The organism is Noviherbaspirillum autotrophicum (genome assembly GCF_000818395.1).
Taxonomy (GTDB): domain Bacteria; phylum Pseudomonadota; class Gammaproteobacteria; order Burkholderiales; family Burkholderiaceae_D; genus Noviherbaspirillum; species Noviherbaspirillum autotrophicum.
The window spans coordinates 83,351-108,254 of sequence record NZ_JWJG01000028.1 but is presented as its reverse complement, the minus strand read 5'-3'; the positions used below and the strand labels follow the sequence as shown (position 1 = coordinate 108,254).

General features: G+C 61.5%; 25 protein-coding genes. 12 read left to right on the top strand and 13 right to left on the bottom strand.

The genetic code is table 11. The features are described from left to right. Positions 1-11: 11 nt before the first annotated feature. From TSA66_RS01830 to tsaB, 4 genes are read right to left on the bottom strand one after another with little or no spacing between them, the layout of a single operon-like run. Positions 12-977 (bottom strand): DUF1853 family protein, encoded by a 966-nt coding sequence (locus tag TSA66_RS01830; protein WP_040038771.1) that lies wholly within the window; start codon positions 975-977, stop codon positions 12-14. Continuing rightward, positions 961-1,776, bottom strand: coding sequence for a uracil-DNA glycosylase (locus TSA66_RS01825; protein ID WP_040038770.1), 816 nt, complete (start codon positions 1,774-1,776; stop codon positions 961-963). The genes TSA66_RS01830 and TSA66_RS01825 overlap by 17 nt, the downstream gene beginning before the upstream one ends. Further along, positions 1,773-2,264, bottom strand: a complete 492-nt coding sequence (rimI, locus tag TSA66_RS01820; protein WP_040038769.1) for a ribosomal protein S18-alanine N-acetyltransferase — start codon at positions 2,262-2,264, stop codon at positions 1,773-1,775. The genes TSA66_RS01825 and rimI overlap by 4 nt, the downstream gene beginning before the upstream one ends. Further along, positions 2,261-2,950, bottom strand: a complete 690-nt coding sequence (gene tsaB / locus TSA66_RS01815; RefSeq protein ID WP_040038768.1) for a tRNA (adenosine(37)-N6)-threonylcarbamoyltransferase complex dimerization subunit type 1 TsaB — start codon at positions 2,948-2,950, stop codon at positions 2,261-2,263. The genes rimI and tsaB overlap by 4 nt, the downstream gene beginning before the upstream one ends. Before the next feature lie 213 nt (positions 2,951-3,163). Between tsaB and TSA66_RS01810 the strand changes: the two genes are divergently transcribed. Next, complete coding sequence (locus TSA66_RS01810) at positions 3,164-3,592, top strand: thioredoxin family protein (protein WP_040038767.1); 429 nt, start codon at positions 3,164-3,166, stop codon at positions 3,590-3,592. Between the two features lie 13 nt (positions 3,593-3,605). On the opposite strand, the gene TSA66_RS01805 is transcribed toward TSA66_RS01810, so the two are convergent. Next, complete coding sequence (locus TSA66_RS01805; RefSeq protein ID WP_040038766.1) at positions 3,606-5,918, bottom strand: xanthine dehydrogenase family protein molybdopterin-binding subunit; 2,313 nt, start codon at positions 5,916-5,918, stop codon at positions 3,606-3,608. A 108-nt stretch (positions 5,919-6,026) separates the two neighbouring features. Here TSA66_RS01805 and TSA66_RS01800 point away from each other — a divergent pair, with 108 nt between their 5' ends. Then, positions 6,027-6,626 (top strand): MarC family protein, encoded by a 600-nt coding sequence (locus TSA66_RS01800; protein ID WP_040038765.1) that lies wholly within the window; start codon positions 6,027-6,029, stop codon positions 6,624-6,626. 7 nt (positions 6,627-6,633) lie between these two features. On the opposite strand, the gene TSA66_RS01795 is transcribed toward TSA66_RS01800, so the two are convergent. The 3 genes from TSA66_RS01795 to TSA66_RS01785 all read right to left on the bottom strand — a co-directional run bounded on the left by TSA66_RS01795 (position 6,634) and on the right by TSA66_RS01785 (position 8,097). Continuing rightward, a complete protein-coding gene (locus TSA66_RS01795) occupies positions 6,634-6,999 on the bottom strand; it encodes a hypothetical protein (protein ID WP_040038764.1) in 366 nt (121 codons plus the stop codon). Beyond that, entirely contained in the window at positions 6,996-7,223 is a 228-nt protein-coding gene (locus TSA66_RS01790) for an AbrB/MazE/SpoVT family DNA-binding domain-containing protein (RefSeq protein ID WP_040038763.1), read from the bottom strand. The genes TSA66_RS01795 and TSA66_RS01790 overlap by 4 nt, the downstream gene beginning before the upstream one ends. Positions 7,224-7,338: 115 nt before the next feature. Then, positions 7,339-8,097: a sulfite exporter TauE/SafE family protein gene (locus TSA66_RS01785; RefSeq protein ID WP_040038762.1), complete on the bottom strand. Its 759-nt coding sequence runs from the start codon at positions 8,095-8,097 to the stop codon at positions 7,339-7,341. Between the two features lie 204 nt (positions 8,098-8,301). Between TSA66_RS01785 and TSA66_RS01780 the strand changes: the two genes are divergently transcribed. The 3 genes from TSA66_RS01780 to TSA66_RS01770 all read left to right on the top strand — a co-directional run bounded on the left by TSA66_RS01780 (position 8,302) and on the right by TSA66_RS01770 (position 11,089). Then, positions 8,302-9,207: a LysR family transcriptional regulator gene (locus TSA66_RS01780; RefSeq protein ID WP_040038761.1), complete on the top strand. Its 906-nt coding sequence runs from the start codon at positions 8,302-8,304 to the stop codon at positions 9,205-9,207. 234 nt (positions 9,208-9,441) lie between these two features. Further along, positions 9,442-9,906, top strand: coding sequence for a cache domain-containing protein (locus TSA66_RS01775; protein ID WP_040038760.1), 465 nt, complete (start codon positions 9,442-9,444; stop codon positions 9,904-9,906). Positions 9,907-10,099: 193 nt separating this feature from the next. After that, positions 10,100-11,089: a zinc-dependent alcohol dehydrogenase family protein gene (locus tag TSA66_RS01770; protein ID WP_040042060.1), complete on the top strand. Its 990-nt coding sequence runs from the start codon at positions 10,100-10,102 to the stop codon at positions 11,087-11,089. Positions 11,090-11,188: 99 nt separating this feature from the next. Here TSA66_RS01770 and TSA66_RS01765 read toward each other — a convergent pair whose 3' ends face one another. Next, complete coding sequence (locus TSA66_RS01765; RefSeq protein WP_040038759.1) at positions 11,189-11,392, bottom strand: cold-shock protein; 204 nt, start codon at positions 11,390-11,392, stop codon at positions 11,189-11,191. A 358-nt stretch (positions 11,393-11,750) separates the two neighbouring features. Here TSA66_RS01765 and TSA66_RS01760 point away from each other — a divergent pair, with 358 nt between their 5' ends. Then, the gene (locus TSA66_RS01760; RefSeq protein WP_084199192.1) at positions 11,751-13,484 is read left to right on the top strand and encodes a RecQ family ATP-dependent DNA helicase; all 1,734 of its coding nucleotides are present in this window, start codon (positions 11,751-11,753) and stop codon (positions 13,482-13,484) included. Positions 13,485-13,490: 6 nt separating this feature from the next. Here the strand turns inward: TSA66_RS01760 and TSA66_RS01755 are convergent, their stop codons facing one another. The 3 genes from TSA66_RS01755 to TSA66_RS01745 form a co-directional block, all read right to left on the bottom strand. Further along, complete coding sequence (locus TSA66_RS01755; protein WP_040038757.1) at positions 13,491-15,203, bottom strand: sensor domain-containing diguanylate cyclase; 1,713 nt, start codon at positions 15,201-15,203, stop codon at positions 13,491-13,493. A gap of 225 nt (positions 15,204-15,428) precedes the next feature. Continuing rightward, positions 15,429-15,950, bottom strand: a complete 522-nt coding sequence (locus TSA66_RS01750) for a hypothetical protein (protein WP_040038756.1) — start codon at positions 15,948-15,950, stop codon at positions 15,429-15,431. 48 nt (positions 15,951-15,998) lie between these two features. Beyond that, entirely contained in the window at positions 15,999-16,895 is an 897-nt protein-coding gene (locus tag TSA66_RS01745) for a hypothetical protein (protein WP_040038755.1), read from the bottom strand. Between the two features lie 131 nt (positions 16,896-17,026). On the opposite strand from TSA66_RS01745, the gene imuA reads away from it, so the two are divergent. The 3 genes from imuA (at position 17,027) to hpf (ending at position 19,673) form a co-directional block, all read left to right on the top strand. Next, on the top strand, positions 17,027-17,770 hold the full coding sequence (imuA, locus tag TSA66_RS01740; RefSeq protein WP_052452016.1) for a translesion DNA synthesis-associated protein ImuA: 744 nt from the start codon (positions 17,027-17,029) through the stop codon (positions 17,768-17,770). After that, on the top strand, positions 17,703-19,169 hold the full coding sequence (locus tag TSA66_RS01735) for a Y-family DNA polymerase (RefSeq protein WP_040038753.1): 1,467 nt from the start codon (positions 17,703-17,705) through the stop codon (positions 19,167-19,169). The genes imuA and TSA66_RS01735 overlap by 68 nt, the downstream gene beginning before the upstream one ends. Positions 19,170-19,334: 165 nt before the next feature. After that, complete coding sequence (hpf, locus tag TSA66_RS01730) at positions 19,335-19,673, top strand: ribosome hibernation-promoting factor, HPF/YfiA family (RefSeq protein ID WP_040038752.1); 339 nt, start codon at positions 19,335-19,337, stop codon at positions 19,671-19,673. A 79-nt stretch (positions 19,674-19,752) separates the two neighbouring features. Here hpf and TSA66_RS01725 read toward each other — a convergent pair whose 3' ends face one another. Further along, positions 19,753-20,076: a hypothetical protein gene (locus TSA66_RS01725; RefSeq protein WP_040038751.1), complete on the bottom strand. Its 324-nt coding sequence runs from the start codon at positions 20,074-20,076 to the stop codon at positions 19,753-19,755. Between the two features lie 165 nt (positions 20,077-20,241). Here TSA66_RS01725 and TSA66_RS27275 point away from each other — a divergent pair, with 165 nt between their 5' ends. From TSA66_RS27275 to TSA66_RS01710, 3 genes are all read left to right on the top strand, one after another. After that, positions 20,242-21,951 carry a VRR-NUC domain-containing protein gene (locus tag TSA66_RS27275; protein ID WP_332309924.1) on the top strand — a complete coding sequence of 570 codons (1,710 nt, stop codon included), beginning with the start codon at positions 20,242-20,244 and terminating at the stop codon, positions 21,949-21,951. After that, positions 21,948-24,215 carry an ATP-dependent DNA helicase gene (locus tag TSA66_RS01715; RefSeq protein ID WP_198358677.1) on the top strand — a complete coding sequence of 756 codons (2,268 nt, stop codon included), beginning with the start codon at positions 21,948-21,950 and terminating at the stop codon, positions 24,213-24,215. The genes TSA66_RS27275 and TSA66_RS01715 overlap by 4 nt, the downstream gene beginning before the upstream one ends. Positions 24,216-24,285: 70 nt before the next feature. Further along, entirely contained in the window at positions 24,286-24,876 is a 591-nt protein-coding gene (locus TSA66_RS01710) for an NAD(P)H-dependent oxidoreductase (RefSeq protein WP_040038748.1), read from the top strand. The last annotated feature ends 28 nt before the right edge of the window (positions 24,877-24,904 follow it).

Genomic DNA, 24,904 nt, shown 5'->3' with positions numbered 1-24,904 from the left:
GTCCGCCCTTCCTACCCGGCCTGTTTGACGCGTTGCTCGGCCCGGCTGTGCCAGTCGTTCGGCACCACGAACCCACGATCGACCTCCAGCATGTAACCGTCGCGCTGTTCCAGCTGCGCGATCAACAGTGGCGTTGACGCCGTTTGAAAATGACTGGCGAGCGCTTCCTGCACAGCATGCCTGTCGAGCGACTGCTCGACGGCGACCTTCGCCGGCGCAAGCCAGCTCAGCCGCGGCAGAATGGCGAAACGCTCGCCTGCGACCCAGTGCAGCTCTTCATGGGCACACCAGAATCCCCGGCAGTGCCCGCTTGAAACGCCCGCTGGCGTTGCCGGCAATGGCGTTTTCCCGTGATAAAACAGCCAGCCCTTGACCAGCGCCTGGGCCTGCACAATCGGTTCGGGCACATGGAGTTTGGCCGCCGGGTGCTGCGACAGCGATAACTGCCGGTCCATGATCTTGCGCACCTTCGCGCCCAACGTGTCGGCCAGATTGGGGCCGACGAAATAGTCGGCATGACGCCCGTTGCCGCTCGCCTCCAGCAGATACAGCTTGGTCGCGAATTCCCAATGCACCAACGCATCGCTCTGCCGCAACAGGAAGTCGAATTCCCCTATCGTTTCATTTTTCCCGGCGCGCACCTGCACTCCGTGCGCGAACAGCCTGCCCTGATGCCGCAGATAAAAGGCCATCAGCTTTTCCGCATAACGGCCGAGCCGGGTGAAGGGCTTAATATCCAGCCAGGCGTGCAAGGCGGACGGATCGCGGTCGATCGTCATCAGCCAGCTCAAGGTAGCCTCATCCATTGCACCGATCGAGGCGATGCGCCCTTGCCATTCGGGTGCCGCTGGATCAAGCAGGTCCGGCGCGTCCAGCAGCCACGCGAGCGTGCGCACGTGCGGGTCGCGCAAGTGATTCCAGCGGCGATGGAAATACGCCTGGTAAGTGTCTCGCCGCGGGTCAGTCGGCGCCGGCATAGATGGCCATCGCCAGGCACAGGTCGGCCCATGCCTTTCTCTTGTCGGCCATATTCCGCAGCAAATAGGCGGGGTGATAAGTCACGATCAAAGGCCGGTCCGCGTAACGGTGCACGCTGCCGCGCAACTTCGAGACCGGCGTTTCCGGATCGAGGCCTAGCAGGGACAGGGCGGCGGTCTTGCCTAGCGCGACAATGACAGACGGCTGGATCAACGCGATCTGGCGCTGCAGGTATGGGAGGCAAGCGGCCGCCTCGTCCAGCGCCGGAGGCCGGTCGCGGCCATTGTCGTCGGTCGGGCGGCACTTCACGATATTGGCGATATAGGCATTCTCGCCACGCCGCAAGCCCATCGCCAGCAGCATGTTGTCGAGCAGCTTGCCAGCCTGGCCGACAAACGGCTCGCCGCGCATATCCTCGTTACGGCCGGGGCCTTCGCCGACGAACAGCCACTTGGCCTTTTCGTCGCCGACGCCAAACACGGTCTGGGTGCGGCCATGGCATAAACGGCATTTGGTGCATCCAGCCACGCTAGCCTTGAGTGCCGTCCAGTCCATATGGGCGACTTCGTCTGCGTTCGGCGTATTCGGGGCATGTAGCGGCACGAATGCGTCCGCCGGCACCGCGTGCTCAGGCACGACCGACGCGGCATCGAAGGCAGCAGCCATCGGCTCGATGTCGTCAGCTACCCTGCCCTTAGGGTGAACGGCTTCGCCCGGTGTGGCATCGCGGCGCACCCATAGCGGACCGACCCCGATTTCATCCAGAAATGCAGCACGGCGTTGCGTGTTCGACGTCATAGGTGAAACCTCATCACGATCGCATCCTCGCGCGCGCCGCCTGCGGCCGGATAATATCCTTTGCGTTGGCCGATCTGAACGAATCCGTAACGCTGGTACACCGCGAGCGCACTCCGGTTGGACGGCCGCACCTCCAGCAGCACCGACTGCATGCCGCTTTCCTTCGACAGCGCCACCACCTTGTCGAGCTCCAGGCGCCCCACGCCATGACCATGCAAGTCGCGCCGCACGCTGATATTGAGCAGATGCGCCTCGTCGACGGCAAGCATCAAAAGAAAATATCCGGCGAGCGCGCCCGACGCTTCGCGCAAGGTCCAAGTCTGGTAGCCGCTGTACATCGAATCGAGGAAATTACCGCGGGTCCAAGGATGGGGATATACGTCGTTTTCGATCACCAGCACTTCCGGCAAATCGTCGACCTTCATCGGGGCAAAGTGCATCGTCGCCGGTTCGGGCGTCTCGCCGCTTGCGATATAGACCGCGCTCATGTGCCCGCCCTCGCCATACGTTCGGCGGTGGTAAAAGCGACTTTGTTGCGCAGGTAAATCGGTTGCGCGTCGCGCGCATGGACGGTGCGCCCCGCTGCAAATTCGGACTGTGCCAGTTGTGCAATCTGAATTGCATGCGGCATCACATCAGGATGCGAACCGTGGCTCAACAGTGCCTTGTCAAAGAGGGAGGGATATGCGCTCAGGCCGTTCCCGCACGCCACTACCGCGCCTTCCGGCGCGACATCGGACGGCGCCGACAAAGTTGGCGCGATCACGGTCTGCCATCCATCCTGATAGCGGTACTGCGCCCAATAGACTTCTTCCATGCGCGCATCAAGTACCACCAGCACATCAGCCGCGCCGGACAGATCGCGGCACGCCTGCGCCGCCGCCTGAAAAGTCACGACCGGCACGACCGGCAGGCCGGCGCCAAATGCCAGTCCCTGGATGACGCCGCACGCCGTGCGCACGCCGGTAAACGACCCCGGCCCGGCGCCGAATGCCAGCGCGTCGCATTGGGCCAGCGCGATCCCGGCCTGCGTCAACAATGTCTGCACCAGTGGAAGCACGGTCTGCGAATGGGTTTGTACGCCGGCCGCCTCGTGCGCGAAGGTGCTCCCGTTATGAAGCAATGCGACGGAAGCGAGTTCGGAAGATGTTTCGATGGCAAGAATGGTACGCATGACGATATTTTACCGTGGGCCGTCTGCCCCGCGACTGCCTTGCGCCGAATTTGTTGTCCGTTTCCTAGGCTTCGGGCAATGACATGTACCAGAGGACAATGTTGATATTGCAAGTCTTTTCATGCGGCCTGCATGTCCGCAACAATGCCTTCGTTCCCGTACAATAGCGGCGCCGATATCACGCATGCAGTTACCTTTTTCGCAATAGCATCCATGTCCATTCTCACCCTACAACCGAATACCCGTGCACAGCTGGCGGAATGGCTCAGCGGCGACGCATGGGTGATTGCCTGCTTGTGCGCAGCGTGGTGCGATACGTGCCGCGCCTATCGCAACGCGTTCGACGAGCTGGCAGCGCGCCATCCGGACAAGCGTTTCGTGTGGATCGATATCGAGGATGAGGCTGACGTGGTGGGCGACATCGATGTCGAGAATTTCCCGACCCTGCTGATTCAGCGCAGTGATACCGTGGCCTTTTTCGGCACGGTCCTGCCGGACGCGAAGCTAGCCGACCGCCTGATTGCCGCGCAGGCAGCAAAGAGCGACAGCGAAATCCGCGCAGAAGCAGTCAGCAGCGCCGAGCGACAAGGCTGGCAGCAGGATTGCAATCTGCGCGTGCGCTTGAGCGAAGTGCTCGGTTAAGGCAAAGCGGTGCTCAAGCCAGGCGCAGCGGCAAGGTGCGCAAGCGCTGTCCGGTGAGCGCGAACACGGCGTTGGCTACCGCCGGCGCGATCGGCGGCGTTCCCGGCTCGCCGACGCCCTCGGGCGGCTCCGCGCTCTGGATAATCACGGTGTCGACCTGCGGTGCCTGCTGCATGCGCACCAGCGGATAATTGTGGAAATTCTGCTGCTCGACCCGCCCGTCCTTGATCGTCACTTCCCCAAACAGTGCTGCCGACAGCCCGAAGATGACGCCGGATTCGATTTGCTGCGCGACGCCATCCGGGTTGACGGCGATACCGCAATCGACCGCGCAGGTCACCTTGTGCACACGAATTTCATTGTCTTCGACCGACACCTCGGCCACTTCGGCGACAATCGAGCCGAACGACTGATGCAGGGCGACGCCGTGCGCGCGCCCCGGCGCCGGCTTGCCGGCCTTGTCGACCGCCGCGTTGAGGACAGCCAGATGACGCGGGCGGTTCTTCAACAAGTCGCGCCGGAAGCGGACCGGATCCTTGCCCGCCGCATGGGCCAGTTCGTCAATGAAGCTTTCCTTGAAAAACGCATTATGGGAATGACCGACTGAACGCCAGTTACCAAGAGGAACAGGCGTCGGCACGATGACGTGCGCAATGCGCTGGTTCGGGAACTCGTAGCACAGGTCGTATTCGCCCTCGGCGGTGGTCTTGTCCGGCCCCATGCCGGGAAGCGGCTGCCGCAGCACCTCGTATTTGATCGAAATCGGATCCAGGTCCAGATTGCGCTTGAGGAATTGCTGCATCAATGCGCCACCGGCCGATTTGTTGTCATACGTGAGGACATTGCCCGCGGCATCGAGCGTAGCCGAAAAGCGCGCGAGTGCGGCTGGACGATACACGTCGTGCGTCATGTCATCCTCGCGCGTCCAGATCATCTGCACCGGCGCGCCATTGGCTTCCATCGCGATGGCCACCGCCTGCGCCACCATGTCCGTTTCCAGCCGGCGTCCGAAGCCGCCGCCAAGGTAAGTGACGACCAGGTCCACCTGGTCGGCTTTCACGCCGGCCACCTTGGCAGCCATGTCCACCGCAATGCTCGGCGCCTGGGTCGACACCCATAGCTTCACCCTGCCATCCTTCACTTGCGCAGTGCAATTGATCGGCTCCATTGCCGCATGCGCCAGAAACGGCGCGCGATATTCCGCCCTGACCGTTTTTGCAGCAGCCTTCCCGGCCTCCATGTCCCCGTGCCGGGCATATACATCACCCTCTTCGCTGTCCAGTTTCTGCGCCAGCTCCCTGAACATGTCGTCACTGGAAAAATGCGCGTGCTCGTCCTGGCGCCACTCGACCGGCAACGCTGCCGCCGCCTGCCTGGCTTGCCAGAACGATTTGGCGATCACGGCGACACCCGCGCCGGCACCGAACTTATCCCGTATTGCGTGCGAAAAATCGACAACCTTCAGCACACCCGGCATCGACCGCACTGCGTTGCCATCCGCCTTGCCAACGGCACCGCCGATGACGGGAGACATTTTCACTGCCGCATACACCATGCCCGGCAACCGGACATCCAGGCCAAAGCCCGCCCGGCCATTGACCTTGGCGGCGGCATCGCGGCGCGGCTGCGAACGTCCGATCAGCTTGAACTCCGAAGGACTTTTCACACGGATCTCGGACGGCGCGTGCGACATCGCCTTCGCGGCCAGTTCCGAATAGGCGGCGCGCTTGCCACTGGGGTGCGTCACCGCTCCGCCATCGGTGAGGCATTGCGCCGCCGGCACGTTCCATTCGGCCGCCGCCGCTGCCACCAGCATCGCGCGCGCGGTCGCACCCGCCTGGCGCATCGGCGCCCAGGCGTCCTTGATGCTGGAAGAACCGCCGACGATCATGATGCCAAGTTCGCGCGCAGCCTTGCCGGTCAGCCAGCGCGCGGTTCGCTTGTAAATCCCGTTGTCGTCCGGGTGAAAAGGCAGGCTGTCCTGCATGACCGCGACATTGCCGAAGATCTTATCGATCGGCGCCTGTTCGATTTTTACTGCCGCCAGCGGCACATCGAGTTCCTCTGCGACCAGCATCGGCAATGCGGTATGCACGCCCTGCCCCATTTCGCTGCTCGGCATGGCCACCGTCACGGTGCCGTCCGAACCGATCTTGATCCAGCCATTGAGTGCCACTTCGCCATTCTCGACTGGCATGGGATGGGAGGCGTTGAGTCGCTGGCGCGCCGGGAGAATGCCCCAGCCGACGATGAGGGCGCCGGTCACACCCAGCCCTCCCAGTATGAAACTGCGCCGCGACTTCTTTTTCAGTTCAGCAGACCGCATGCTCTCTCCGTATATTGTTTTGAATTGTTTGTGGCATCCTACGCGAATTATTCAATCCACACGTTAGAGCCCGCTGCCTAAAGCAACCGGCACTTGCGGCGACTCATCATGACCCAGAGTTTTTTCCAGGCTTTCATCCTCTTGCTGCTGGTGACAGATCCGTTCGGGAATGTGCCGCTGTTCGTCAGCACCCTGGCCCATGTGCCCGCCGAACGGCGCTGGCGCGTAATTGTACGCGAATGCGCGATTGCCTTTCTGATCCTGCTGGTCTTCATGTTCTTCGGAAGGCACTTCCTGGCCGCGCTGCAGCTGTCCGAAATCGCGCTGCGCATCGGCGGCGGCGTGATCCTGTTCCTGATCGCGTTGCGCATGGTCTTTCCCCAGCAGGGCGGCGTGTTCGGCGACCACGAAAGTGCGCACGAACCGTTCATCGTCCCGCTGGCAATTCCCGCTCTGGCGGGCCCGTCGGCGCTGGTCACCGTGCTACTGTTTTCGTCGAACAGCACGCTAGAGACCCTGCTGCACCTCGCCGTGCTGTCCTTGGTGGCGGTGGTCTGGCTGGCGGTGCTGCTGAGCGCCGAACGCATGCAGCGAGCGCTCGGCGAGCGCGTCATGACCGCGTTCGAGCGCCTGATGGGTTTGATCCTGACGGCGATGGCGGTGGAAATGCTACTTGCAGGGATTCGCGCCTATATCAAGTCGCTTTAAGCAACCTTCAAAGATTGGCGCGTACCCAGTTCGCCAATTCCGCTTCATCCGCCGTACCGGCCGCAACGCGCTGCAGGATCGCGGTTGCCTCTTCCGGGGCGGCCGAAAGCCGCCAGTCATTGGAATACAAGAACAGTCCCATCGCCACGAAGGCCGCGCTCTCGTTGTTCTTCGCAAAAGGCTGGTATTTCAGCACGCCGAAGGCGTAGGCGGCGGCAAGCGTGGCGACATCAGCGGCGGCGGTTTCTGCCTGCACCAGCGGATAGGCAAGCGCGGCGTTCAGCATGCCGCGGTCGCAGGACAGGGTGTCCGCGCCCATATTTTCCTGATGCAGGAAAAGCAGCGCCTCGGCATCGATGGAACGCAGGTTCATTTGAGCAGCGCCGTCAGGGTGTCGCCGTAATCCTGGATAAATTCGCGCCCCGCATCGATCTGGTCCTGCAGCGCCGGATCGTACGCAGACAGCATGAGCAAGCCTTCTTCGATCTCGGACACATAGATCGTTTCGCCGTTGCGCCTCTTGAGCATGCCGAGCGCCTTGGGCGGCAACACGATGCCGACGGCATCGCCGATTTGCGTCAGTTTGAGCTTGTACATAATCCCTCCGACCATCCCGGTACCATGCATGTTACCCAAACTGCACAAGAAAAAACGATCGGCGCCGGTTTTTTCTCTCCGATTGCCGGACAGAAAGTGCCAACGGCAGCGCCTCTTAAAACGTCTTGTAGAAATAAAACCCGGTCAGGGTGAAGCCGACCGCGATGATGAAGCGGCGCAACCAAAGCGCCGGAATCTTGCGCGCAATGCTGGCGCCCCAATAGCCGCCCAGCGTGGCGGTGACGAGCATAACGAGGGTGTACGGCCAGCTGACTGCGCCGGCAATCACGAAAGTCAGCACCGTCACGCTATAAATGACGGCCGACAACAAGTTCTTGATTGCGTTGATTTCGTGTACATCGTCATGCCCGGCCATGGCCAGGCTGGCGAGCATCAGGATGCCCATGCCGGCCCCGAAAAAACCGCCATAGACGGACACCACCGCCTGCCCGGCCAGCGCGACCGGACTGTTGCCAGGCTGTCCGGACTCGGCGCCGCGCAACAGGAGGGAAAGCTTGCCGGAAAAGGCAAACAGGACGGTAGCGAACAGCAGCAACCAAGGAATCAAGCGCGAGAAGGTAGCATCCTTGGTCGCCAGCAAGAGCAAGCCGCCGCCGATGCCGCCAACGAAAGACACCAGGCCCATCGGGATCAGGTAGCGCTTGTAGCGCGCCAGTTCCTTGCGGTAGGCCCAAGCGCCCGAGAGGCTGGCCGGCCACAGGGCCACAGAGTTGCTGGCGTTGGCCACCACAGGCGGCACCCCCACCGCGAGCAGGGCCGGAAAGGAAAAGAAGGTTCCTCCACCGGCGACCGAGTTCATCGCGCCGGCGCAGAACGCGGCGAAACCCACCAGGGCGATTTGCCATGCGCTCATCGTATTGCTCCGCTCCATGGTTGAATAAAGTCCCTCAATGCAACCAGGCTGGATAGCGTCCGGCAAACATCGGCATTTATGGCGTGAGAGGTCATGGCAATCTGTCGAGTTTATATGTGGCAAAGTATATTCAATATAAATTCTCACAACCGAAACGAATAATCACTTTATTATTTCATTTAAGTAAAAGCCGAAACCCTCGAAATGGATCATTTCAAGCAGATTTCCACCTTCGTCGACGTTGCTGCCAAAGGAAGCCTGTCGGCCGCCGCACGCGCCGAAGGTATTGCGCCAGCCATGATCGGCCGGCGCCTCGATGCGCTGGAAGAGCGTCTGGGCGTGAAGCTGCTGCAACGCTCGACACGCAAGATTGCCCTGACTAATGAAGGCATCACGTTTCTCGAAGATTGCCAGCGCATCCTGGCCGACCTCGAAAATGCGGAAGCGGCGGTATCCGAACGCAGCGCGAACGCGAGCGGACATCTGCTGATTTCGGCGCCGGCCGGATTCGGCCGGCAGCACGTGGCGCCGCTGATTCCATCGTTTTTGGCGCAGCACCGCAACGTATCAGTAACGCTGAACCTGAACGACCGCGTGGTCGACCTCATCGGCGAAGGCATCGACGTGGCGATCCGCATCGCGGCACTGTCGGACTCCAGCCTGATCGGTGTGAAACTGGCCGACAACAAGCGGGTGGTGGTGGCCTCTCCTGCCTATATCAAGCGCCATGGCGCGCCGGCCTCGCTGGACGACCTGGCCAAGCACAATTGCCTGGCCATCAGCAGCGAAGGCAGCCAGCGCGGCTGGACCTTTCGCCAGAACGGCAAGAATGTGACCCTGAAAGTCACCGGCAACATGGTATGCAACGACGGCGCGGTGCTCCATGAATGGGCGCTGGGCGGCAAGGGACTGGCATGGCGCTCGATGTGGGAAGTCGGCACGGCGATCGAATCCGGCCGGCTGGTGACCGTGCTTGATGAATTTGCCGCGCCGGGCAACGACATTTATGCAGTGTTTGCGCAACGCCGCCACCTCCCCTTGCGCATTCGGGCATTTGTGGATTTCCTGCGCCACGCCTATGCCCAGCCGGATTACTGGCGCAATACCTAAAGCAATAGCTTTCACGTCACACTTGCAAGTTTTTCATCCGAGCACTGTGGCTTATACGCCATAATCGGCGCTACTATTTCTCGATGGAAATGCTTTAGCGCGACAAAGCTGGTGTTTCTGTAGTGAAACAACTAGGATAATTCTTTCCTTTTGCCGCCATCTGCGCCGCCACGAGCGGACCGCACACGCTGCAAGGAAAGCCACCGATGTTCAGGAAGAGTAAAGGAGATACCAATGAAAGCCATTCTCAAAGCAGTCTCAATAATCGTGCTTGCCGGTTTTGTCAGCGCCGCCAGCGCAGCCGAGCGCGCCAGCGCCGATGAAGCAAGCGCGCTGGTGAAGAAAGCCGTCGCCTATCTGAAGGCGAATGGCAAGGAAAAAGCATTTGCCGCATTCAATGACACGAAGGGACAGTTCATCGACCGCGATTTGTATATCTTTGTTTACGATATGCAGGGAAACAACATGGCGATCGGCAATGGCAACGCTGGCCGCATGGTCGGCAAGAACATGCTCGACATGCGCGATGCGGACGGCAAATACATCATCCGCAGCTTCATCGACATTCTGAATGCCAAGGGCAAGGGCTGGGTCGACTACAAGTGGCCCAACCCAGTCACAAAGAAAGTCGAAGCGAAATCAAGCTATGTCGAAAAAGTGGATGACATGATCGTGGGCGCCGGCATCTACAAGCAATGAGCGTCATGCATTGAGCGCGTCCGAATCCGGACAAGCGGCTCCAGACAATGCGCAAGCGGCCATGTTAATGGCCGCTTTTTTTTCGCCAGCAGCCGGCATCACCTTACCCGGGCAACGGATCGATGTATATCATGAAGCCATTAACGACCGATGAAGGGATCAGGCCATGCCGGAGCACGCCCACGGCGGCATGATGCGCGCTATGCTGCTGGACCAGCCTCATACATCGCTGCGCCTGGCGCACATCCCCATACCGACGCCGGGCCCGGACGACGTGCTGATCCGGGTCAGCGCCTGCGGCGTTTGCCGTACCGACCTGCATATCGCGGACGGAGAGCTGCCTCCGCATAAAGCCCCGCTCGTCATGGGGCACGAAGTGGTCGGCACGGTAGCCGCCGTGGGCGAGCGGGTGCGGCGTTTTTCCATCGGCGAGCGCGTCGGCGTGCCGTGGCTGGGCGGCAGCTGCCGCCATTGCGCGTATTGCGCAACACAGCATGAAAACCTGTGCGACACGCCGCGCTTCACCGGTTATGACCGCGACGGCGGGTATGCGGAATTTGCTGTGGCCGATGCGCGCTATTGCTTCGATCTTCCATCGCGCTACGATGATATCCACGCGGCGCCACTGCTGTGCGCGGGACTGATCGGCTATCGCGCCTACGCCATGGCCGGCGATGCGCAGCGGCTAGGATTGTACGGTTTCGGCGCCGCAGCGCACATCATTGCACAGGTCGCGCGCCAGCAAGGCAAGGAAGTTTATGCCTTCACGCGCCCGTGCGATACCCGCTCGCAGCAGTTTGCGCGTTCGCTTGGTGCTGCATGGGCCGGCGACTCTACGGTGAAGCCACCGCAGCTGCTCGATGCGGCAATTATTTTTGCACCGCTGGGCGCACTGGTACCGGCGGCGCTGGCGGCAACCAGCAAGGGAGCAACTGTGGTTTGTGCCGGCATCCACATGAGCGACATCCCGTCCTTTCCCTATGCATTGCTATGGGGCGAGCGGACGGTGCGCTCGGTTGCCAACCTGACGCGCGCCGACGGCGATGCATTTTTTTCTCTTGCGCAGGATATCGATATCCAAACCGCGCCGGTTGCCTATCCGCTGGAAGAGGCAAACCGCGCATTGGCGGAACTGCGCACCGGACAATTCGACGGCGCCGCCGTCTTGCTGCCGCAATCCTGAACAATACATCGCGGCGCGCCAATCAAGGACCGGCAAAAAATTGTACGCAGAAATGAAAAAACCCCGGCATGCCGGGGTTTTTACTGAATCAGTCCGAAATTACAGGGGCTGAATGTTCGATGCTTGCTTGCCCTTCGGGCCAGTCGTCACTTCAAACGATACGCGCTGATTTTCCTTCAGCGACTTGAATCCGTTGGACTGGATTGCGGAGAAGTGTGCGAACAGATCTTCGCCGCCTTCGTCCGGAGTGATGAAACCAAAACCTTTTGCGTCATTGAACCACTTAACAATGCCTGTTGCCATTACTACATTCCTATTTCAGTTAATGGGCTTGCGCCCGGTCTATCCTTTGAAGCAAGAAAAGAAATGACAGATCGACACTGCACTGCTAGCTCAAACTTCAATCGGTGTCGCATTGTACCCCATATGCAAACACCATAGTGCAAATTATTCGCACCCTCCTCTACGCATATATTTCATCCCAACACCAGCGCAGGTTTGCCAATTTTTACCTGAATTAATCGAGTCGATGGCCAGGCTTCCCGCTTGCAGTCGTCGGCCCGCACGGTCTTCGCGGCACGCCGCTGGACAGCCGCGAACACTCTCATTGGCATGATTGCTGCATTAAGGTGAGTTTCATCCGCCTCAACGCATCGCTGTCATGACAAGCGCAATCAGTTCCTCATCGAGAAAGCCACGCTATCGCATTCCGCCTTCCCTCAAGCCGGGGCGCGATCCCCATGCTCCCGAGGAGGAAACCTGGCAGGAAACATTGCAGGAAGCATTCGGCATCGAAAGCCTGCGTCCGGGGCAGCAGGATGTCATCGAAAGCGTGCTGCAGGGTCGCGACACGCTCGCCGTCATGCCTAGCGGCGCCGGCAAGTCATTGTGCTATCAACTTCCCGCTCTGAAAATTCCCGGCACGACGGTGGTGATTTCCCCCCTCATCGCCCTGATGAAGGATCAGGCATCCAAGCTGGAAGACAATGGCGTCGCCGCTACTGAAGTCAATAGCACGCTTACCAGCCGCGAGGAGGAATCCGCGCTGCAGAGCATCGAAAACGCAAGTAACGAATTCGTATTCGCCACGCCGGAACGCCTGTCCGATCCCGATTTCCTGGCGACGCTCCGGCAAGGCAAGGTCAGCCTGTTCGTCATCGACGAGGCACATTGCATTTCACAATGGGGGCATGACTTCCGGCCAAGCTATCTGCAGCTCGGCGCCGCCATCGAGGCGCTCGGCCATCCGACCGTTCTGGCGTTGACGGCCACTGCTACGGATGATGTAGTCGCGGATATACGCAAGCAGATTGGCTTGCCGGAAATGCAGGTTATCAACACCGGCATCTACCGGCCAAATCTGCACTATCGTGTAATTGCTGCAACCGACGAGGCGGAAAAGGCGAGCCATGTCCTGCGTCTGGTGCGCGAGTCGCACGGCGCGGGCATCGTCTATGCCGCCACTGTCAAGGCAGTCGAGGAAGTGGCCGAGATGTTGCGGCAAGCCGGCGAAAGCGTGACGCATTATCACGGCCAGTTGCCGGCCAAGGCACGCACCCAGAACCAGGATCGTTTCATGGGGGGCGAAGCGCGCGTCATGGTGGCCACCAACGCATTCGGGATGGGAATCGACAAGCGCGACATCCGCTTCGTGATTCATTACCAGTTGCCTGCCAACCTGGAAGCGTACTATCAGGAATCGGGGCGCGCGGGGCGCGATGGTGTGCCATCCGAATGCACGCTGCTGCACTATCTGAAGGACAAGCAGGTGCAGCAGTTTTTCCTGGCGCGGCGCTATCCCGGCGTGGATGACCTGACGACCATCTATGCGGCACTGCAGGAAATGGCAGCGGAGCATCCGGCCGTCCCGTTCGCACGACTGCATGAAACGCTGGAACAAATTTCGGACAGCAAGCTGCATGTGGCGCTGAAGCTGCTCAAGGATGGCGGGCTAGTGGCGCAGGACGACAACCTTTCCTACCGTTTGCAAAAGCGCCAGGCCAAGCCGCGCGAACTGGCACAACTGGTCGACACCTATCGTGACAAGAGCGCACGCGACCACGAAGCGCTGGAACGCATGGTGTTCTATGCACAGACCGGCTTTTGCCGATGGAAGGTAATGCTCGACTATTTCGGCGAGCAAGTCCGCTGGGAACGTTGCGGCACCTGCGACAACTGCCTGCGCCCACCGGAACAGTCGCTCACGCCGGAACACGTGCGGCATCATATTCCGCCGTCCGGCGAAGTGCCTCCGCCATTGGCCAGCGGCAGCGCCGTCAGGGTGCCCAAGTTCGGCGAAGGGCGGGTCGTTTCTTCGCAAGGCAACAAGGTGACAATCGTCTTCCCCGACAGCGAAACCCGCACCTTCCTGCGCGATTATGTGAAGCCGGCATGACAGACTCTAGCGCGCTGCCTTGCGGCCCTTCTTGGCTTCGAACATGCGCTGGTCGGCGATCTTCATCAGCGCGTCGACATCCTCGCCATCCTGCGGGAACAGCGCCCAGCCGATCGACATGCCGACCTGCGCCGAGCCATGCTCGAGCTGCACCGGCTCTTCCACGATATCGCGGATCTTGTTCTCGGTCGCGATCACGTCATGGACGTCGGTTACGCCCTTGAGCAGCACGACGAATTCATCGCCGCCGTAGCGCGCCACCACATCGCTCACGCGCACCGCCTCCTTCAGGCGCGCCGCAACGGCGACCAGCACCCGGTCGCCGGCGCCGTGACCGTAGTGGTCATTGATGGTCTTGAAATTATCGAGATCGATGAACAGCAGCGCGAAGCTGGGCTGCTCGCTTCCTTTCTGCGCCAGCTGGCGCCGCAAGAAACCGATCTGCGCAATCAGCGATGCGCGGTTGAACACTGCGGTCAGCTTGTCGATGCGCAGGTTGTGCTCCATCTCGCTGAAGCTCATCGCCAGCTGGCCGATCTCGTCGCGACGGCGGATGTTGAGCGCAGGCAGCGGCTCGCCGTCGCCGATCTTCCTAGCTGCGTCGGTGAGCTGGCGAATGTCGTTGAGTACCCGGTTAAGCAGCGACAGCCCGAGCACCAGCGCGACGATGACGCAGAAGGCGGCGATGAAGATGCCCTGGATGAAGCTGCGCGTGACGCCGCCCATGAAATCCGAGCGCGGCACGACGACCACGCTGATCCAGTCCACGCCGTACTTCTGCCCAAGCCGGCTGGCGGCAATTTCAAGCGAACCGGCAACGGCCGTGAAGTCGTTTTCGCCAGGTGCGCCGCCGTCTGTTTCCCGGTTTTTCCATTCCAGTACCTTGGCATAGGCCTCGCGGATCAGCGGCGTCTGCATTTCCTCGATGCGTCGGGGAGCGGGCACGCCCTGCACCATCTTGAACGGCAGCTCGCCGCCTGAAGTGGCGATCATGACGCCATCGCTGTCCATCACGAATGCCAAGCCATGCTCGCTGATCTTCAGCGTGCGCAGGAAGTCCGTCAGCATCCGGAGCGTGACATCGGTCGCCAGCACGCCAGCCACGCTGTGGTCCGCGCGATACACCGGCTTGGCCAGGGTGATAGTGGGCTCCTTCGAGGTGAAATCGTTATATACCGGCGACCACACCGGCTTGCTCCTTCTGACGGCCGTGGCGTACCAGGGGCGTTTGCGCGCGTCATAGTCGTCGGTGCGCAGTACGCGGCTGCAGTCGCCAGGAGCCTCCACTGCATACACCGTGCGCTTGCCGGCGCCGGGCTCGCGCAGATAGAGTTCCACCAGATCCCGGTTGACCCGGTCAACCCCGATGAAGCGCCCGTCCGCGCCGCCGAAATAGACGTAGTTGTTGATGTCCATGGATAAGCCAGTGGCTACCCAGAAGCGCCGCTCGAGTGCGGCGAGGTCGTCGGAAAACGGTTGTTCCCGGGGAAGCGTGCGTGGATCGGGCGCCACCGCGTTCAGCGCGGTCAGCGCGCCGGCCAGATGCTGTTCGGTTGCACGGCCGATGCGGTCCGCCATGTCCGTCAGCAGGCGCTGCGAGAGCTCCCGGACGGCTTCCTCGCCGGCGCGGTACGACACCCAGCCGATCGTCGCTGAAACGAACAGTACGAGCAGCACGTACGGCCAGACCAGTTGCCGGCGTAATGATGATTTGTTCATGTAACTCCCGGCAGGCTGAAATCGGCCTGCGGCCTTGAGTGCTGCCTGAGGCCGAGGCTATTTGCATAGCCTTTATTATTAAGTTCCTACAACTTTTCATAACGGCAGAAAAAGTTGCCCATAGTCAATATTTTATAGCAACGCATTTCCCATGCAACCAGGCCGGCAGCAGATATTGAAAAAAACATATCAGCTACTGATATTAATCAATGTTTGCATCGGCACTTACGCTTTTGTGGTTCCTCCAATAAGCCGAGTACTCAATTTACAACTATATTTCTTGAGAGGAACCGATATGAAATACTCAGTATTGCTCGCGGCGTTGGTAGCCACTCTTGCAGTCACTGCATGCGGAAAGAAAGAGTCGACGGAAGCACCTAGCAGCGGCGCCACCAGCAGCGCTCCCAGTTCCGGTACGGCCGGCAGCACCGCTGGATCGACGAGTGGTACGACCGGCACGACTGGCGGCGCAACCAGCAGCGCCCCAGGCAGCGCCCCGAGTGCGAGCACGCCAGGCACGAGCGGCACAACTGGCGGCACTACGGGCAGCGCCGGCGGCACCGAAAGCAGCGCCGGCAGCACGACTCCTCCGCCGGGCAGCAGCAGCAGCAGCACCACCACGGCGCCGGACGGAAGCAGCAGTACCACCACCACCACTCCACCACCGGGCGGTTCTTCCTCGTCTTCCTCTACGCCGGGCACATCCAAATAACTGGAGAAAAGCGGCGGCCTGACCGGTGTGCTCATTGGCGAAAAGTCAATGAACACCGTGTCGGACGCGGCCTGATGGTGACGCTATTTTTTGATTGAGAACGCCACAGGCTCGATGCGCAATTCCCGGCGCATTATCGGTTTGACGAGAATTTTGTAGGTGTCGATGTCGAAGGCGCGCCTGGTCGGACGCTTGAGCTGCGTCGCGTTTTCGGCATGGTCGATCGACCCGAGATAAAACCAGCGGTCGATCACATGGGTTTGCATCCACCCATCGCACTCCTCAACAATGCCCATCGGACCGGCATAGGGCCAGGCCACGACCCGCATGGCGTCCAGCGCTGCGTGCAGGCGACGATGGTGGTCTTGCGCCGATTCTTCCCCAACGCATGCGCCAAGACAGCGCGCGATCTGGCGCGCAAAGCAGGCACGGCCGCGCGTCAACGTTTCCAGCCCTGCCATGGCCGGACATAACCGTTCCGCATCGACGATCTCGCGCAGTTTTTCCAGCGCCGCCTTGCGCGTGGCGAACAATCCATACAAGTCCGTCGTGCAGGCGAAGTCATGCTCGCGCGCATAGACGATTTCGGGCACTGCGCCCGCTTCCGGCAGCAGGTGCAATGAACACATTTCGCGGGTGCGACGCAACTTCTTGTTGTGCAGCGGCTGCATTTCCTTGATCAGACGGGCCTCCAGCAGCAGCGCGCCAATCTCGCCGGCGGTACGGCGATATTCCACATAACGGCTTTGCCTGAGCATGCGCGCCTCTTCCGGCGTGCGCAGATGCGACAGCACACGCGTGCGGATGCTGACGCTCTTGCCGACATAAAGCGGCCGGTCCTGTTCGTCGCGGAAGATGTAAATGCCTGGTTTCGCCGGCAGCGCATCGAGGCTGGCGCGATCGATGTGGTGCGGGTATTTAAACTTGTCGTCGGGGCCGGCCTTGACCAATAGTCCGACCGATGTAATGCGGGTTTGCATGAAAAGCAGCTTCGGGAAAATGCGAGGCCTCAATCACTTGAGGTATAACTATCCGGGCTCGAAATAATACTGTATATTTATACAGTGCAGAACAAATAAACAATCGCTCAAAAGAATAACTAGGAGGTGCGATGCCCGCATTAGTTTCCCCTACCCCGGAGCTGGCTGCGCACCCGGCCACTTTGCCGGATGCGGTCTGGCGCGCCAGCCAGATGGGTTCGTACCGGGCCGCGGTCACGCCTACCGGTTATGCAACACTGGACCGGGAACTGCCCGGCGGCGGCTGGCCGAGTGCAGCCTTGATCGAATTGCTGCTGCCACAAGCGGGCATCGGCGAAATGCATCTGCTGCGCCCGGCCCTTGGCGCCATCGCGCAAAAACGCCGCATCGCCCTGGTACAGCCGCCCCATGCGCCGCAGGCAGCGGCCTGGAGCGCATGGGGCCTGCCTGCCGAGCGCCTGCTCTGGGTCAAGGCCGCGCGCAATACCGATGCCTTGTGGAGCGCGGAACAGATCCTGCGCAATGGCAGCTGCGGCGCGTTGCTGTTCTGGCAAACACACACACGCCCGGAAGCGCTGCGACGCCTGCATCTGGCGGCGCAAGCCGCAGACATCCTGTTCTGGGCCATGCGGCCGCTCGCCGACGGTCAGGATGCCTCGCCCGCGCCGCTGCGGCTGGCGCTGCATCCCGCCAACGGCGGCGTCAGGATCGCCATCATCAAGCGGCGCGGCCCGCTGCATGGCGAAACGCTTCATCTCAAGCTGGACGGCATGCCGTCATCCCCATTCTTTCTTGCCCCTTCCGCCCATGCGCGCCTGGATCGCCGTGCACCTGCCGCAGCTGCCGCTCGAAGCGTTCCTGCCGCGCTGGTGTGAGCCGGGCAGGCACGTCGTCGTCGAGCGCGAGCGGGTGCTGGCGATGAGCGCACCTGCCGCTGCTGCCGGAGTGCGCAGCGGTATGCGGCGCGCCGGGGTGCAGGCCATCTGCCCCGATGCGCAACTCCACGAGCGCGACACCCTGCGGGAGCAGGAAGCGCTCGGCGGCATCGCGCTCGCGCTGCTGCAGTACACGCCGGAAGTCGCACTTGCCGAAGAGTCGAGCCTGCTGCTGGATGTGACGGCCAGCCTGCGCGCGTTTGGCGGACGGCTGGCGCTGTGCCGCCTGGTGCGCGGCACCGTCGCCGCCCTCGGCTTCACGCCGCAGCTTGGCATGGGACCGACCGCTCAGGGCGCATGGCTGCTTGCGCGCCACCGCAGCCGCATGCCGCTGCAACGGCGCGCAATTCGCATCGACAGCATGATGCGCCGGCTCGATCTTCTGCCCTGCAACCTGCTGCCCGCGCTGCGGCCCTATCATGAATGGCTGGCCGGGATCGACTGCCGCACCCTGGGAGAGCTGCGCCGGCTACCGCGCGCCGGGCTGCAGCGGCGCACCGGCAAAGAGGTGCTGGAGGCACTCGACCGCGCATACGGACTGGCGCCCGAACTGTGCCAGTGGGTGCAGGCGCCCAAGGCATTTTCCGCGGGGCTGGAGCTGCCCGGCCGCATCGAGCATGCGGAAGCCGTCTTGTTCGCCACGCGCCGCCTGCTGCTGCAGATGACCGGCTGGCTGGTGGCGCAGCAGCTGGCGATATCGCGCTTCGTGCTGCTGCTGCAGCACGAGCGCGGACGCAGCGCAATTGCGCCCACGCCAGTCGAGATCGCGCTGGCCGCGCCGGCCTGGCATGAAGAGCACCTGACCCGGCTGCTGAAGGAACGGCTCGGCCGCATCGAACTCACCGCCCCGGTGATCGCGCTGCACCTGGAAGCAGCGCAGGCACAACCCATGCTGCCGCCGACCGGGTCGCTGTTCCCCGACCCTGGCGGCACCTGCGCCGATTACCACCGCCTGCTGGAACTGCTGGCCGCGCGCCTGGGCAGCCAGGGTGTGCTGGTACCGGCGCCGCGCGCGGATCACCGGCCCGAAATATGCAACGCCTGGATTCCGGCCGCCACGGTTTCCCGTCCGACCGCCTCGTTCCTGCCGCATGCCGAGCGGCCATTCTGGATACTGGACAAGCCGGTTGCGCTGACCGTGCGCCAGCACCGGCCGTTTTACGGTTCGCCGTTAAAAATGCTCAAGGGTCCGGAAAGAATCGAATGCGGCTGGTGGGATGGTGGACTGGTGGTGCGCGACTACTTCATTGCGCAGGATGCGGCATCGGCTTGCTACTGGATTTACCGCGAACGCAGCGGCGAGGAAATCTGCTGGTTTTTGCATGGCTTGTTTGCATGAGTTTTTGATTTAAATCATTTATCGACCATCTGCCAGCGTCATATCATCCGCGAACCCTGTGTCAAACCTGTAAATAGATCACACTAGGCGTACACAGCCGACAGTACCTGCCGACCGGCATGTCGGGGGCAGCCACTGTTTCTTATCTTAATTGGAGTTAACTGCATGAACCTGACAATCACCGGACAGCACCTCGAAGTCACGCCAGCGCTTCGCGACTATGTAACAAGCAAGCTGGAACGGGTGGTGCGCCATTTCGACCAGATCACCGATATTGCGGTCATCCTCGGCGTGGAACAACTGACCGAAAAGGAAAAACGTCAACGTGCCGAAGTCAATGTCCGCATGAAGGGAAATGCGATTCATCTGGATAGCGTCGCCGACGATATGTATGCAGCCATCGACAGCCTGGCCGACAAGCTCGACCGCCAGGTGCTGAAGCACAAGGAAAAGATCCAGAGTCACCAGCACGAAGGCATCAAGCGCGCCGGCGAAGAACTCTGAAGTATTACGACGACGCAGCGGCGCTTGCCGCCCTGCGTTTTCCCTGATGCTGTCTGACAGCGTCAGGGATGCCAGCCACTCAAGTAGTTATTTCCCGAAAAGCCACGTCTTCCACATTTCCCCGCCAGTCCTTGCGCGCCGCCAGGACCGTCTGTGCCGGCTGAAATGCATAAATCCTCTCAAACATGGCGCGCCATCTGCGATGGATGCGCATGAATGCCAGTGTTGCAAGTATCGCGACAACCCAGATTGCCAGCATGCCCGGATTGGCTTGCGCGATGATCAATGCCATCACCAGCGATAGCATGAAACAGATGCCACCGATCAGTACCGAGATGGAAGACAAGCCCTTGCGTGAGAACAGGTCATGAAGTGTGGTGCGGGAAAACGGTGATGTATACATGAAGCGTTTTGACCTACGGCAATTTTTTGATTCGCCGATTATGCCATTTCCTGCCGCAATCTTTCATTGAAGAATTCAATCGATCCGCAGTGCAACTGCAAGCGTTATTCGTATGTCACGCATTCCTGACAAGTTGCGGATGAAGCGGTGCTTCGCGATAATGCCGTGGACTCCCTCATTGCCTTTTCAGCCCCACAAGCGCTGCATGCCTTGCCCGATTTGCCACCTCCTTCGATGATCCGGACGCTCGAAAACCGCTTCTACTACCTCGACAATTTCCATCGGGTGCTGGAGTGGATCAGCGAACGTTACGGTGCCCTGCTCACGCACGATGAACATGCCTTCATCGTGCGCTTTACCGCGCTGGCGCAGCCATCGCGCGCGCTGCTAGTGCGCATGGTGATGCGCAAGGGCGAGCTGTTCCGTGCCAGCAAATTGCGTTACGACGAAATCGGCTGCACGCGGGAAGCGGCACAAGCATTGGTGCAGCTGGGCTGGATCGACGACCGGCCGCTGCTCACGCTGGAACAGGCGTTCGCCCTGCTGACCAAAATGGAAATTGCGCAAGCCTTCCGCCTGCCCAATCCCCATGCGCGCAAGGCCGAACTGCTCGAAGCGCTGCAAGTGGACTTTCCCGAAGCCCGCCCTTTCGAGGCATGGCATCCCGGCGCCGGCGACTGCGTGTACCAGGTGCAGGTCAATGCGCTGTGCGACCGCCTGAAACTCATCTTCTTCGGCAACTGCCGCCAGGACTGGTCAGAATTCGTGCTGTCCGACCTCGGCATCTACATGTATGAAAAGGTCGCGTTTTCCGCGTCCTCGCTGGCATTTCGCACGCGGGCCGACGTCGATACCTGCCTGCATCTGCATCAGTGCGGCGAGCGCTTCGAACAGGGCGAGCAAGCGGCAGACATACTGCGCGATCTCCCCGGCGCGCTGGACAACGACTGGCTGGAGCGCCGGCGCCAGAAGCTGCTGTTCCGGATCGCCCAGCACTACGAGCGCAACGCCGCGCTGTCCGAGGCGCTGGCAATCTATTCGGCATGCCGCTTTCCTGAAGCACGCCTGCGCACAATCCGCGTGCTGGAGCGCTGCGGGCAGATCCCGGAAGCGTTCGCGCTGGCAGGTGCCGCCAGCCGGGAGCCCGAAAGCGAAGCCGAAAGCCAGCAGCTGTCGCGCATCCTGCCGCGCCTGCAGCGCCGGCTCGGCTTGCCGAAGACTGCGCCGCGCCCGGCGCATCCGGTGGCGCGCATCGACCTCGTCCTGCCCCGCCCCGACACCGATTTTTCGGTGGAAGCGCTGGCCGGTACCCATCTCGCGCAGCCGGACGCGCCGCTGCGCTACGTCGAAAACACGCTGATCAATTCACTGTTCGGGCTGCTGTGCTGGCAAGCGATCTTCGCCGCCGTGCCCGGCGCCTTTTTCCATCCCTTCCATGTGGGCCCGGCCGACTTGCACAGCGCGGACTTTCAGTGGCGGCGCGAGCGGGAATTCGCGCACTGCCTGGCCCAGCTCGATTCCGGACAATACATCGATACCATCAACCGCCACTTCGCGGACAAGGCAGGAATACAGTCGCCCTTCGTGTTCTGGGACATCCTGGACGAGGAGCTCAAGGACATGGCGCTGGCCTGCATTCCTGCCGCCCATCTGAAGAAATGGTTCGAGCGCATCCTGAAGGACATCCCGTCCAATCGCGCCGGCTTTCCCGACCTGATCCAGTTCTGGCCCGCCGACAAGCGCTACCGCATGATCGAGGTGAAAGGCCCGGGCGACCGGCTGCAGGACAACCAGCTGCGCTGGCTGGATTACTGCGTCGAACACGGCATGCCGGTCGCGGTCTGCTATGTGCAATGGACCCAGGAGCGCACGTGAAATACACGGTCGCGGTACGTGCACTGACCGAGTTCACCGCCAAGCAAGGCGACCTCGACCTACGCTTCACGCCCGCGCCGTCGGCGCAGGAAGGCATAGCCGGGCATGCTACCGTCACCGCGCGCCGCGCCGCCGGCTATCAGGCTGAAGTCAGCCTGGCGGGCCAATACAAGCACCTCTTGGTGCGCGGGCGTGCCGACGGCTACGACCCGGCCTCGAACCAGCTGGAAGAAATCAAGACCTACAAGGGCAAGTTCGAAGCCATTCCCGACAATCACCGCCACCTGCATTGGGCGCAGCTCAGGATGTACGGCTGGCTGCTGTGCCAAAAACTGGGGCTGTCCGAAGTGCGCCTGGCGCTGGTGTACTTCGAGATCGGGAGCCAGAAGGAAACGGTACTGGTCGAACAGTATGCGGCGACCGCACTCCAGCAGCATTTCGATGAACAGTGCGAACGTTTCCTTGCCTGGGCCGATCAGGAACTGGCGCATCGCATCGCTCGCGACCAGGCACTGGCCGCGCTGCATTTTCCGCATGCCGCCTTCCGATCCGGCCAGCGCCAGTTGGCCGAGGCCGTCTACCGTGCGGCGAGCAGCGGGCGCTGCCTGATGGCGCAAGCGCCGACCGGGATCGGCAAGACGATAGGGACGCTGTTCCCGCTGCTCAAGGCCTGCCCGGCACAGAAACTCGACAAGATTTTTTTTCTGGCGGCGAAAACCTCCGGCCGCGCGCTGGCGCTCGATGCATTGGCGCAGATAAGACAGGGGGCGCCGACGCTGCCGCTGCGCACGCTCGAACTGATCGCACGCGACAAGGCCTGCGAGCATCCGGACAAGGCGTGCCACGGGGAGTCCTGCCCGCTCGCGCAAGGTTTCTACGACCGCCTGCCGCAAGCCAGGCAGGCCGCACTCGTCACTGGCGCACTGGACAAGGCGACCACGCGCGCCATCGCGCTCGAGTACCGGGTCTGCCCCTACTATCTGGGCCAGGAGCTGGCGCGCTGGTGCGATGTCGTCGTGGGCGACTACAACTATTATTTCGACACCGGCGCGGTGCTGCATGGCCTGACGCTCGATAACCAGTGGCGCGCCGCCGTGCTGGTGGACGAGGCGCACAACCTAATTGAGCGCGCCCGCAAGATGTACAGCGCCGAACTGGATCAGGCGGCATTCCACTTCATGCGCCAGTCCGCTCCCGCAGCGCTGAAAAAAAGCCTGGACCGGCTCAACCGCGCCTGGAATGCGCTGCATAAGGAACAGGGGCAGGCCTATTGCGCCTATCCGGAAATTCCGCCCAAGTTTGCCGGCGCGTTGCAGCAGGCGATCAGTGCGATCACCGATTTTCTGGCCGAAAATCCGACCTATTTCGACAGCGGTCTGCAGCGCTTCTATTTCGATGCGCTGCATTTCTCGCGCCTGATCGAGTCATTCGATGCGCACTCGCTGTTCGATGTCGCCAAGGAGCAGCATGGCGGGCGTGACCGCTCGGTGCTCTGCATCAGGAACATCCTCCCGGCGCCGTTTCTCGCGCCCCGCTTTGGGGCGGCACGCACAATCACCCTGTTTTCCGCCACGCTCAGTCCCTGGCACTTCTATTGCGACATGCTGGGCCTGCCGCAGGACACGGCCTGCATCGACGTGGAGTCGCCCTTCACGGCGGAGCAGTTGACGGTCAGGATCGCCGGCAGCATCTCCACCCGCTACCAGCATCGCGCGCAGTCGTTCGCGCCGATCGTCGAACTCATGGCCCGGCAGTACCGCGAGAGGCCCGGCAACTACCTCGCGTTCTTCAGCAGCTTCGAGTATCTGCATAACGTGGCCGAGCTGTTTCGCGCGCGCCATCCCGCGATTCCGGTGTGGGAACAGTCGCGCCGCATGGACGAGCAAGAGCGCGAGCAATTCCTGGCGCGCTTTACTCCTGCCGGCTGCGGCATCGGCTTTGCCGTGCTGGGCGGCGCGTTCGCCGAGGGCATCGACTTGCCGGGCGAACGCCTGGTCGGGGCCTTCATCGCGACGCTCGGACTACCGCAGTTCAACCCGGTCAACGAACAGATCAGGGAGCGCATGGATGCCGCGTTCGGCGCCGGCTACGACTATGCCTATCTGTATCCGGGCCTGCAAAAGGTGGTGCAGGCGGCAGGCCGCGTGATCCGCACGCAATCCGACCGCGGCATCGTGTACCTGATCGATGATCGGTTCGCGCGCCTGAACGTGCGAACACTGTTGCCCCGATGGTGGAAGGTGGACTGGCACTCCGAATCCTGAACGCTTTGTGATGGATCAAGGAATTTACGACGACGGTATGACAGCCTGAACCATACCTAGGGAGCCGATCATGAGCAAACGAATTCTCTTGATTCAAGGTCATCCGGACAATGGCCAACACCATTTGTGCCATGCGCTGGAAGACAGTTATGCAGCAGGCGCTTCTTCCGCCGGCCACGAACTGCGACGCATCGACGTCGCGGCTCTTGAGTTTCCGCTGCTGCGCAGCCAGCATGAATGGGAAGACGGAGCACTTCCGCCGGGGCTGGCCGATGCGCAGGCCGCCATCAAATGGGCCGAACACCTGGTGCTGTTTTTTCCGCTCTGGCTGGGCGACATGCCCGCGCTGCTCAAGGGCTTCCTCGAGCAGGTGGCCCGTCCCGGCTTCGCGTTCGCGCGCGAAGGCAGGAATAATCCGCTCAACAACAAGGGATTGACCGGCCGCTCCGCGCGCGTCGTCGTCACCATGGGTATGCCCGCCGCCATCTATCGGTGGTATTTCCGCGCACATAGCATCAAGTCGCTCGAACGCAATATCCTCGGCTTTGTCGGCATTGCGCCGGTCAATGAAACCCTGATCGGCATGGCCGGCGACATGAAACCCGAAGCGGTGAAAAAACATCTCACCAAGCTGGAAAGGCTTGGCCGCGACGGCGATTAGTGCACGATTAGTCCATGTTTTGAAAGGA

Excerpts from the sequence above, each read along its gene's own strand:
- TSA66_RS01805 (WP_040038766.1), bottom strand. The coding sequence starts at position 5,918 with ATGCGGTCTGCTGAACTGAAAAAGAAGTCGCGGCGCAGTTTCATACTG.
- TSA66_RS01770 (WP_040042060.1), top strand. The coding sequence starts at position 10,100 with ATGCGCGCTATGCTGCTGGACCAGCCTCATACATCGCTGCGCCTGGCG.
- TSA66_RS01830 (WP_040038771.1), bottom strand. The coding sequence starts at position 977 with ATGCCGGCGCCGACTGACCCGCGGCGAGACACTTACCAGGCGTATTTC.
- imuA (WP_052452016.1), top strand. The coding sequence starts at position 17,027 with ATGCCCGCATTAGTTTCCCCTACCCCGGAGCTGGCTGCGCACCCGGCC.
- TSA66_RS01735 (WP_040038753.1), top strand. The coding sequence starts at position 17,703 with ATGCGCGCCTGGATCGCCGTGCACCTGCCGCAGCTGCCGCTCGAAGCG.
- TSA66_RS01745 (WP_040038755.1), bottom strand. The coding sequence starts at position 16,895 with ATGCAAACCCGCATTACATCGGTCGGACTATTGGTCAAGGCCGGCCCC.
- TSA66_RS01710 (WP_040038748.1), top strand. The coding sequence starts at position 24,286 with ATGAGCAAACGAATTCTCTTGATTCAAGGTCATCCGGACAATGGCCAA.
- TSA66_RS01750 (WP_040038756.1), bottom strand. The coding sequence starts at position 15,950 with ATGAGCACACCGGTCAGGCCGCCGCTTTTCTCCAGTTATTTGGATGTG.
- TSA66_RS01780 (WP_040038761.1), top strand. The coding sequence starts at position 8,302 with ATGGATCATTTCAAGCAGATTTCCACCTTCGTCGACGTTGCTGCCAAA.
- TSA66_RS01800 (WP_040038765.1), top strand. The coding sequence starts at position 6,027 with ATGACCCAGAGTTTTTTCCAGGCTTTCATCCTCTTGCTGCTGGTGACA.
- TSA66_RS01795 (WP_040038764.1), bottom strand. The coding sequence starts at position 6,999 with ATGAACCTGCGTTCCATCGATGCCGAGGCGCTGCTTTTCCTGCATCAG.
- TSA66_RS01765 (WP_040038759.1), bottom strand. The coding sequence starts at position 11,392 with ATGGCAACAGGCATTGTTAAGTGGTTCAATGACGCAAAAGGTTTTGGT.
- TSA66_RS01755 (WP_040038757.1), bottom strand. The coding sequence starts at position 15,203 with ATGAACAAATCATCATTACGCCGGCAACTGGTCTGGCCGTACGTGCTG.
- TSA66_RS01775 (WP_040038760.1), top strand. The coding sequence starts at position 9,442 with ATGAAAGCCATTCTCAAAGCAGTCTCAATAATCGTGCTTGCCGGTTTT.
- TSA66_RS01790 (WP_040038763.1), bottom strand. The coding sequence starts at position 7,223 with ATGTACAAGCTCAAACTGACGCAAATCGGCGATGCCGTCGGCATCGTG.
- TSA66_RS01785 (WP_040038762.1), bottom strand. The coding sequence starts at position 8,097 with ATGAGCGCATGGCAAATCGCCCTGGTGGGTTTCGCCGCGTTCTGCGCC.
- TSA66_RS01825 (WP_040038770.1), bottom strand. The coding sequence starts at position 1,776 with ATGACGTCGAACACGCAACGCCGTGCTGCATTTCTGGATGAAATCGGG.
- TSA66_RS01810 (WP_040038767.1), top strand. The coding sequence starts at position 3,164 with ATGTCCATTCTCACCCTACAACCGAATACCCGTGCACAGCTGGCGGAA.
- tsaB (WP_040038768.1), bottom strand. The coding sequence starts at position 2,950 with ATGCGTACCATTCTTGCCATCGAAACATCTTCCGAACTCGCTTCCGTC.
- rimI (WP_040038769.1), bottom strand. The coding sequence starts at position 2,264 with ATGAGCGCGGTCTATATCGCAAGCGGCGAGACGCCCGAACCGGCGACG.
- TSA66_RS01760 (WP_084199192.1), top strand. The coding sequence starts at position 11,751 with ATGACAAGCGCAATCAGTTCCTCATCGAGAAAGCCACGCTATCGCATT.
- TSA66_RS01725 (WP_040038751.1), bottom strand. The coding sequence starts at position 20,076 with ATGTATACATCACCGTTTTCCCGCACCACACTTCATGACCTGTTCTCA.
- hpf (WP_040038752.1), top strand. The coding sequence starts at position 19,335 with ATGAACCTGACAATCACCGGACAGCACCTCGAAGTCACGCCAGCGCTT.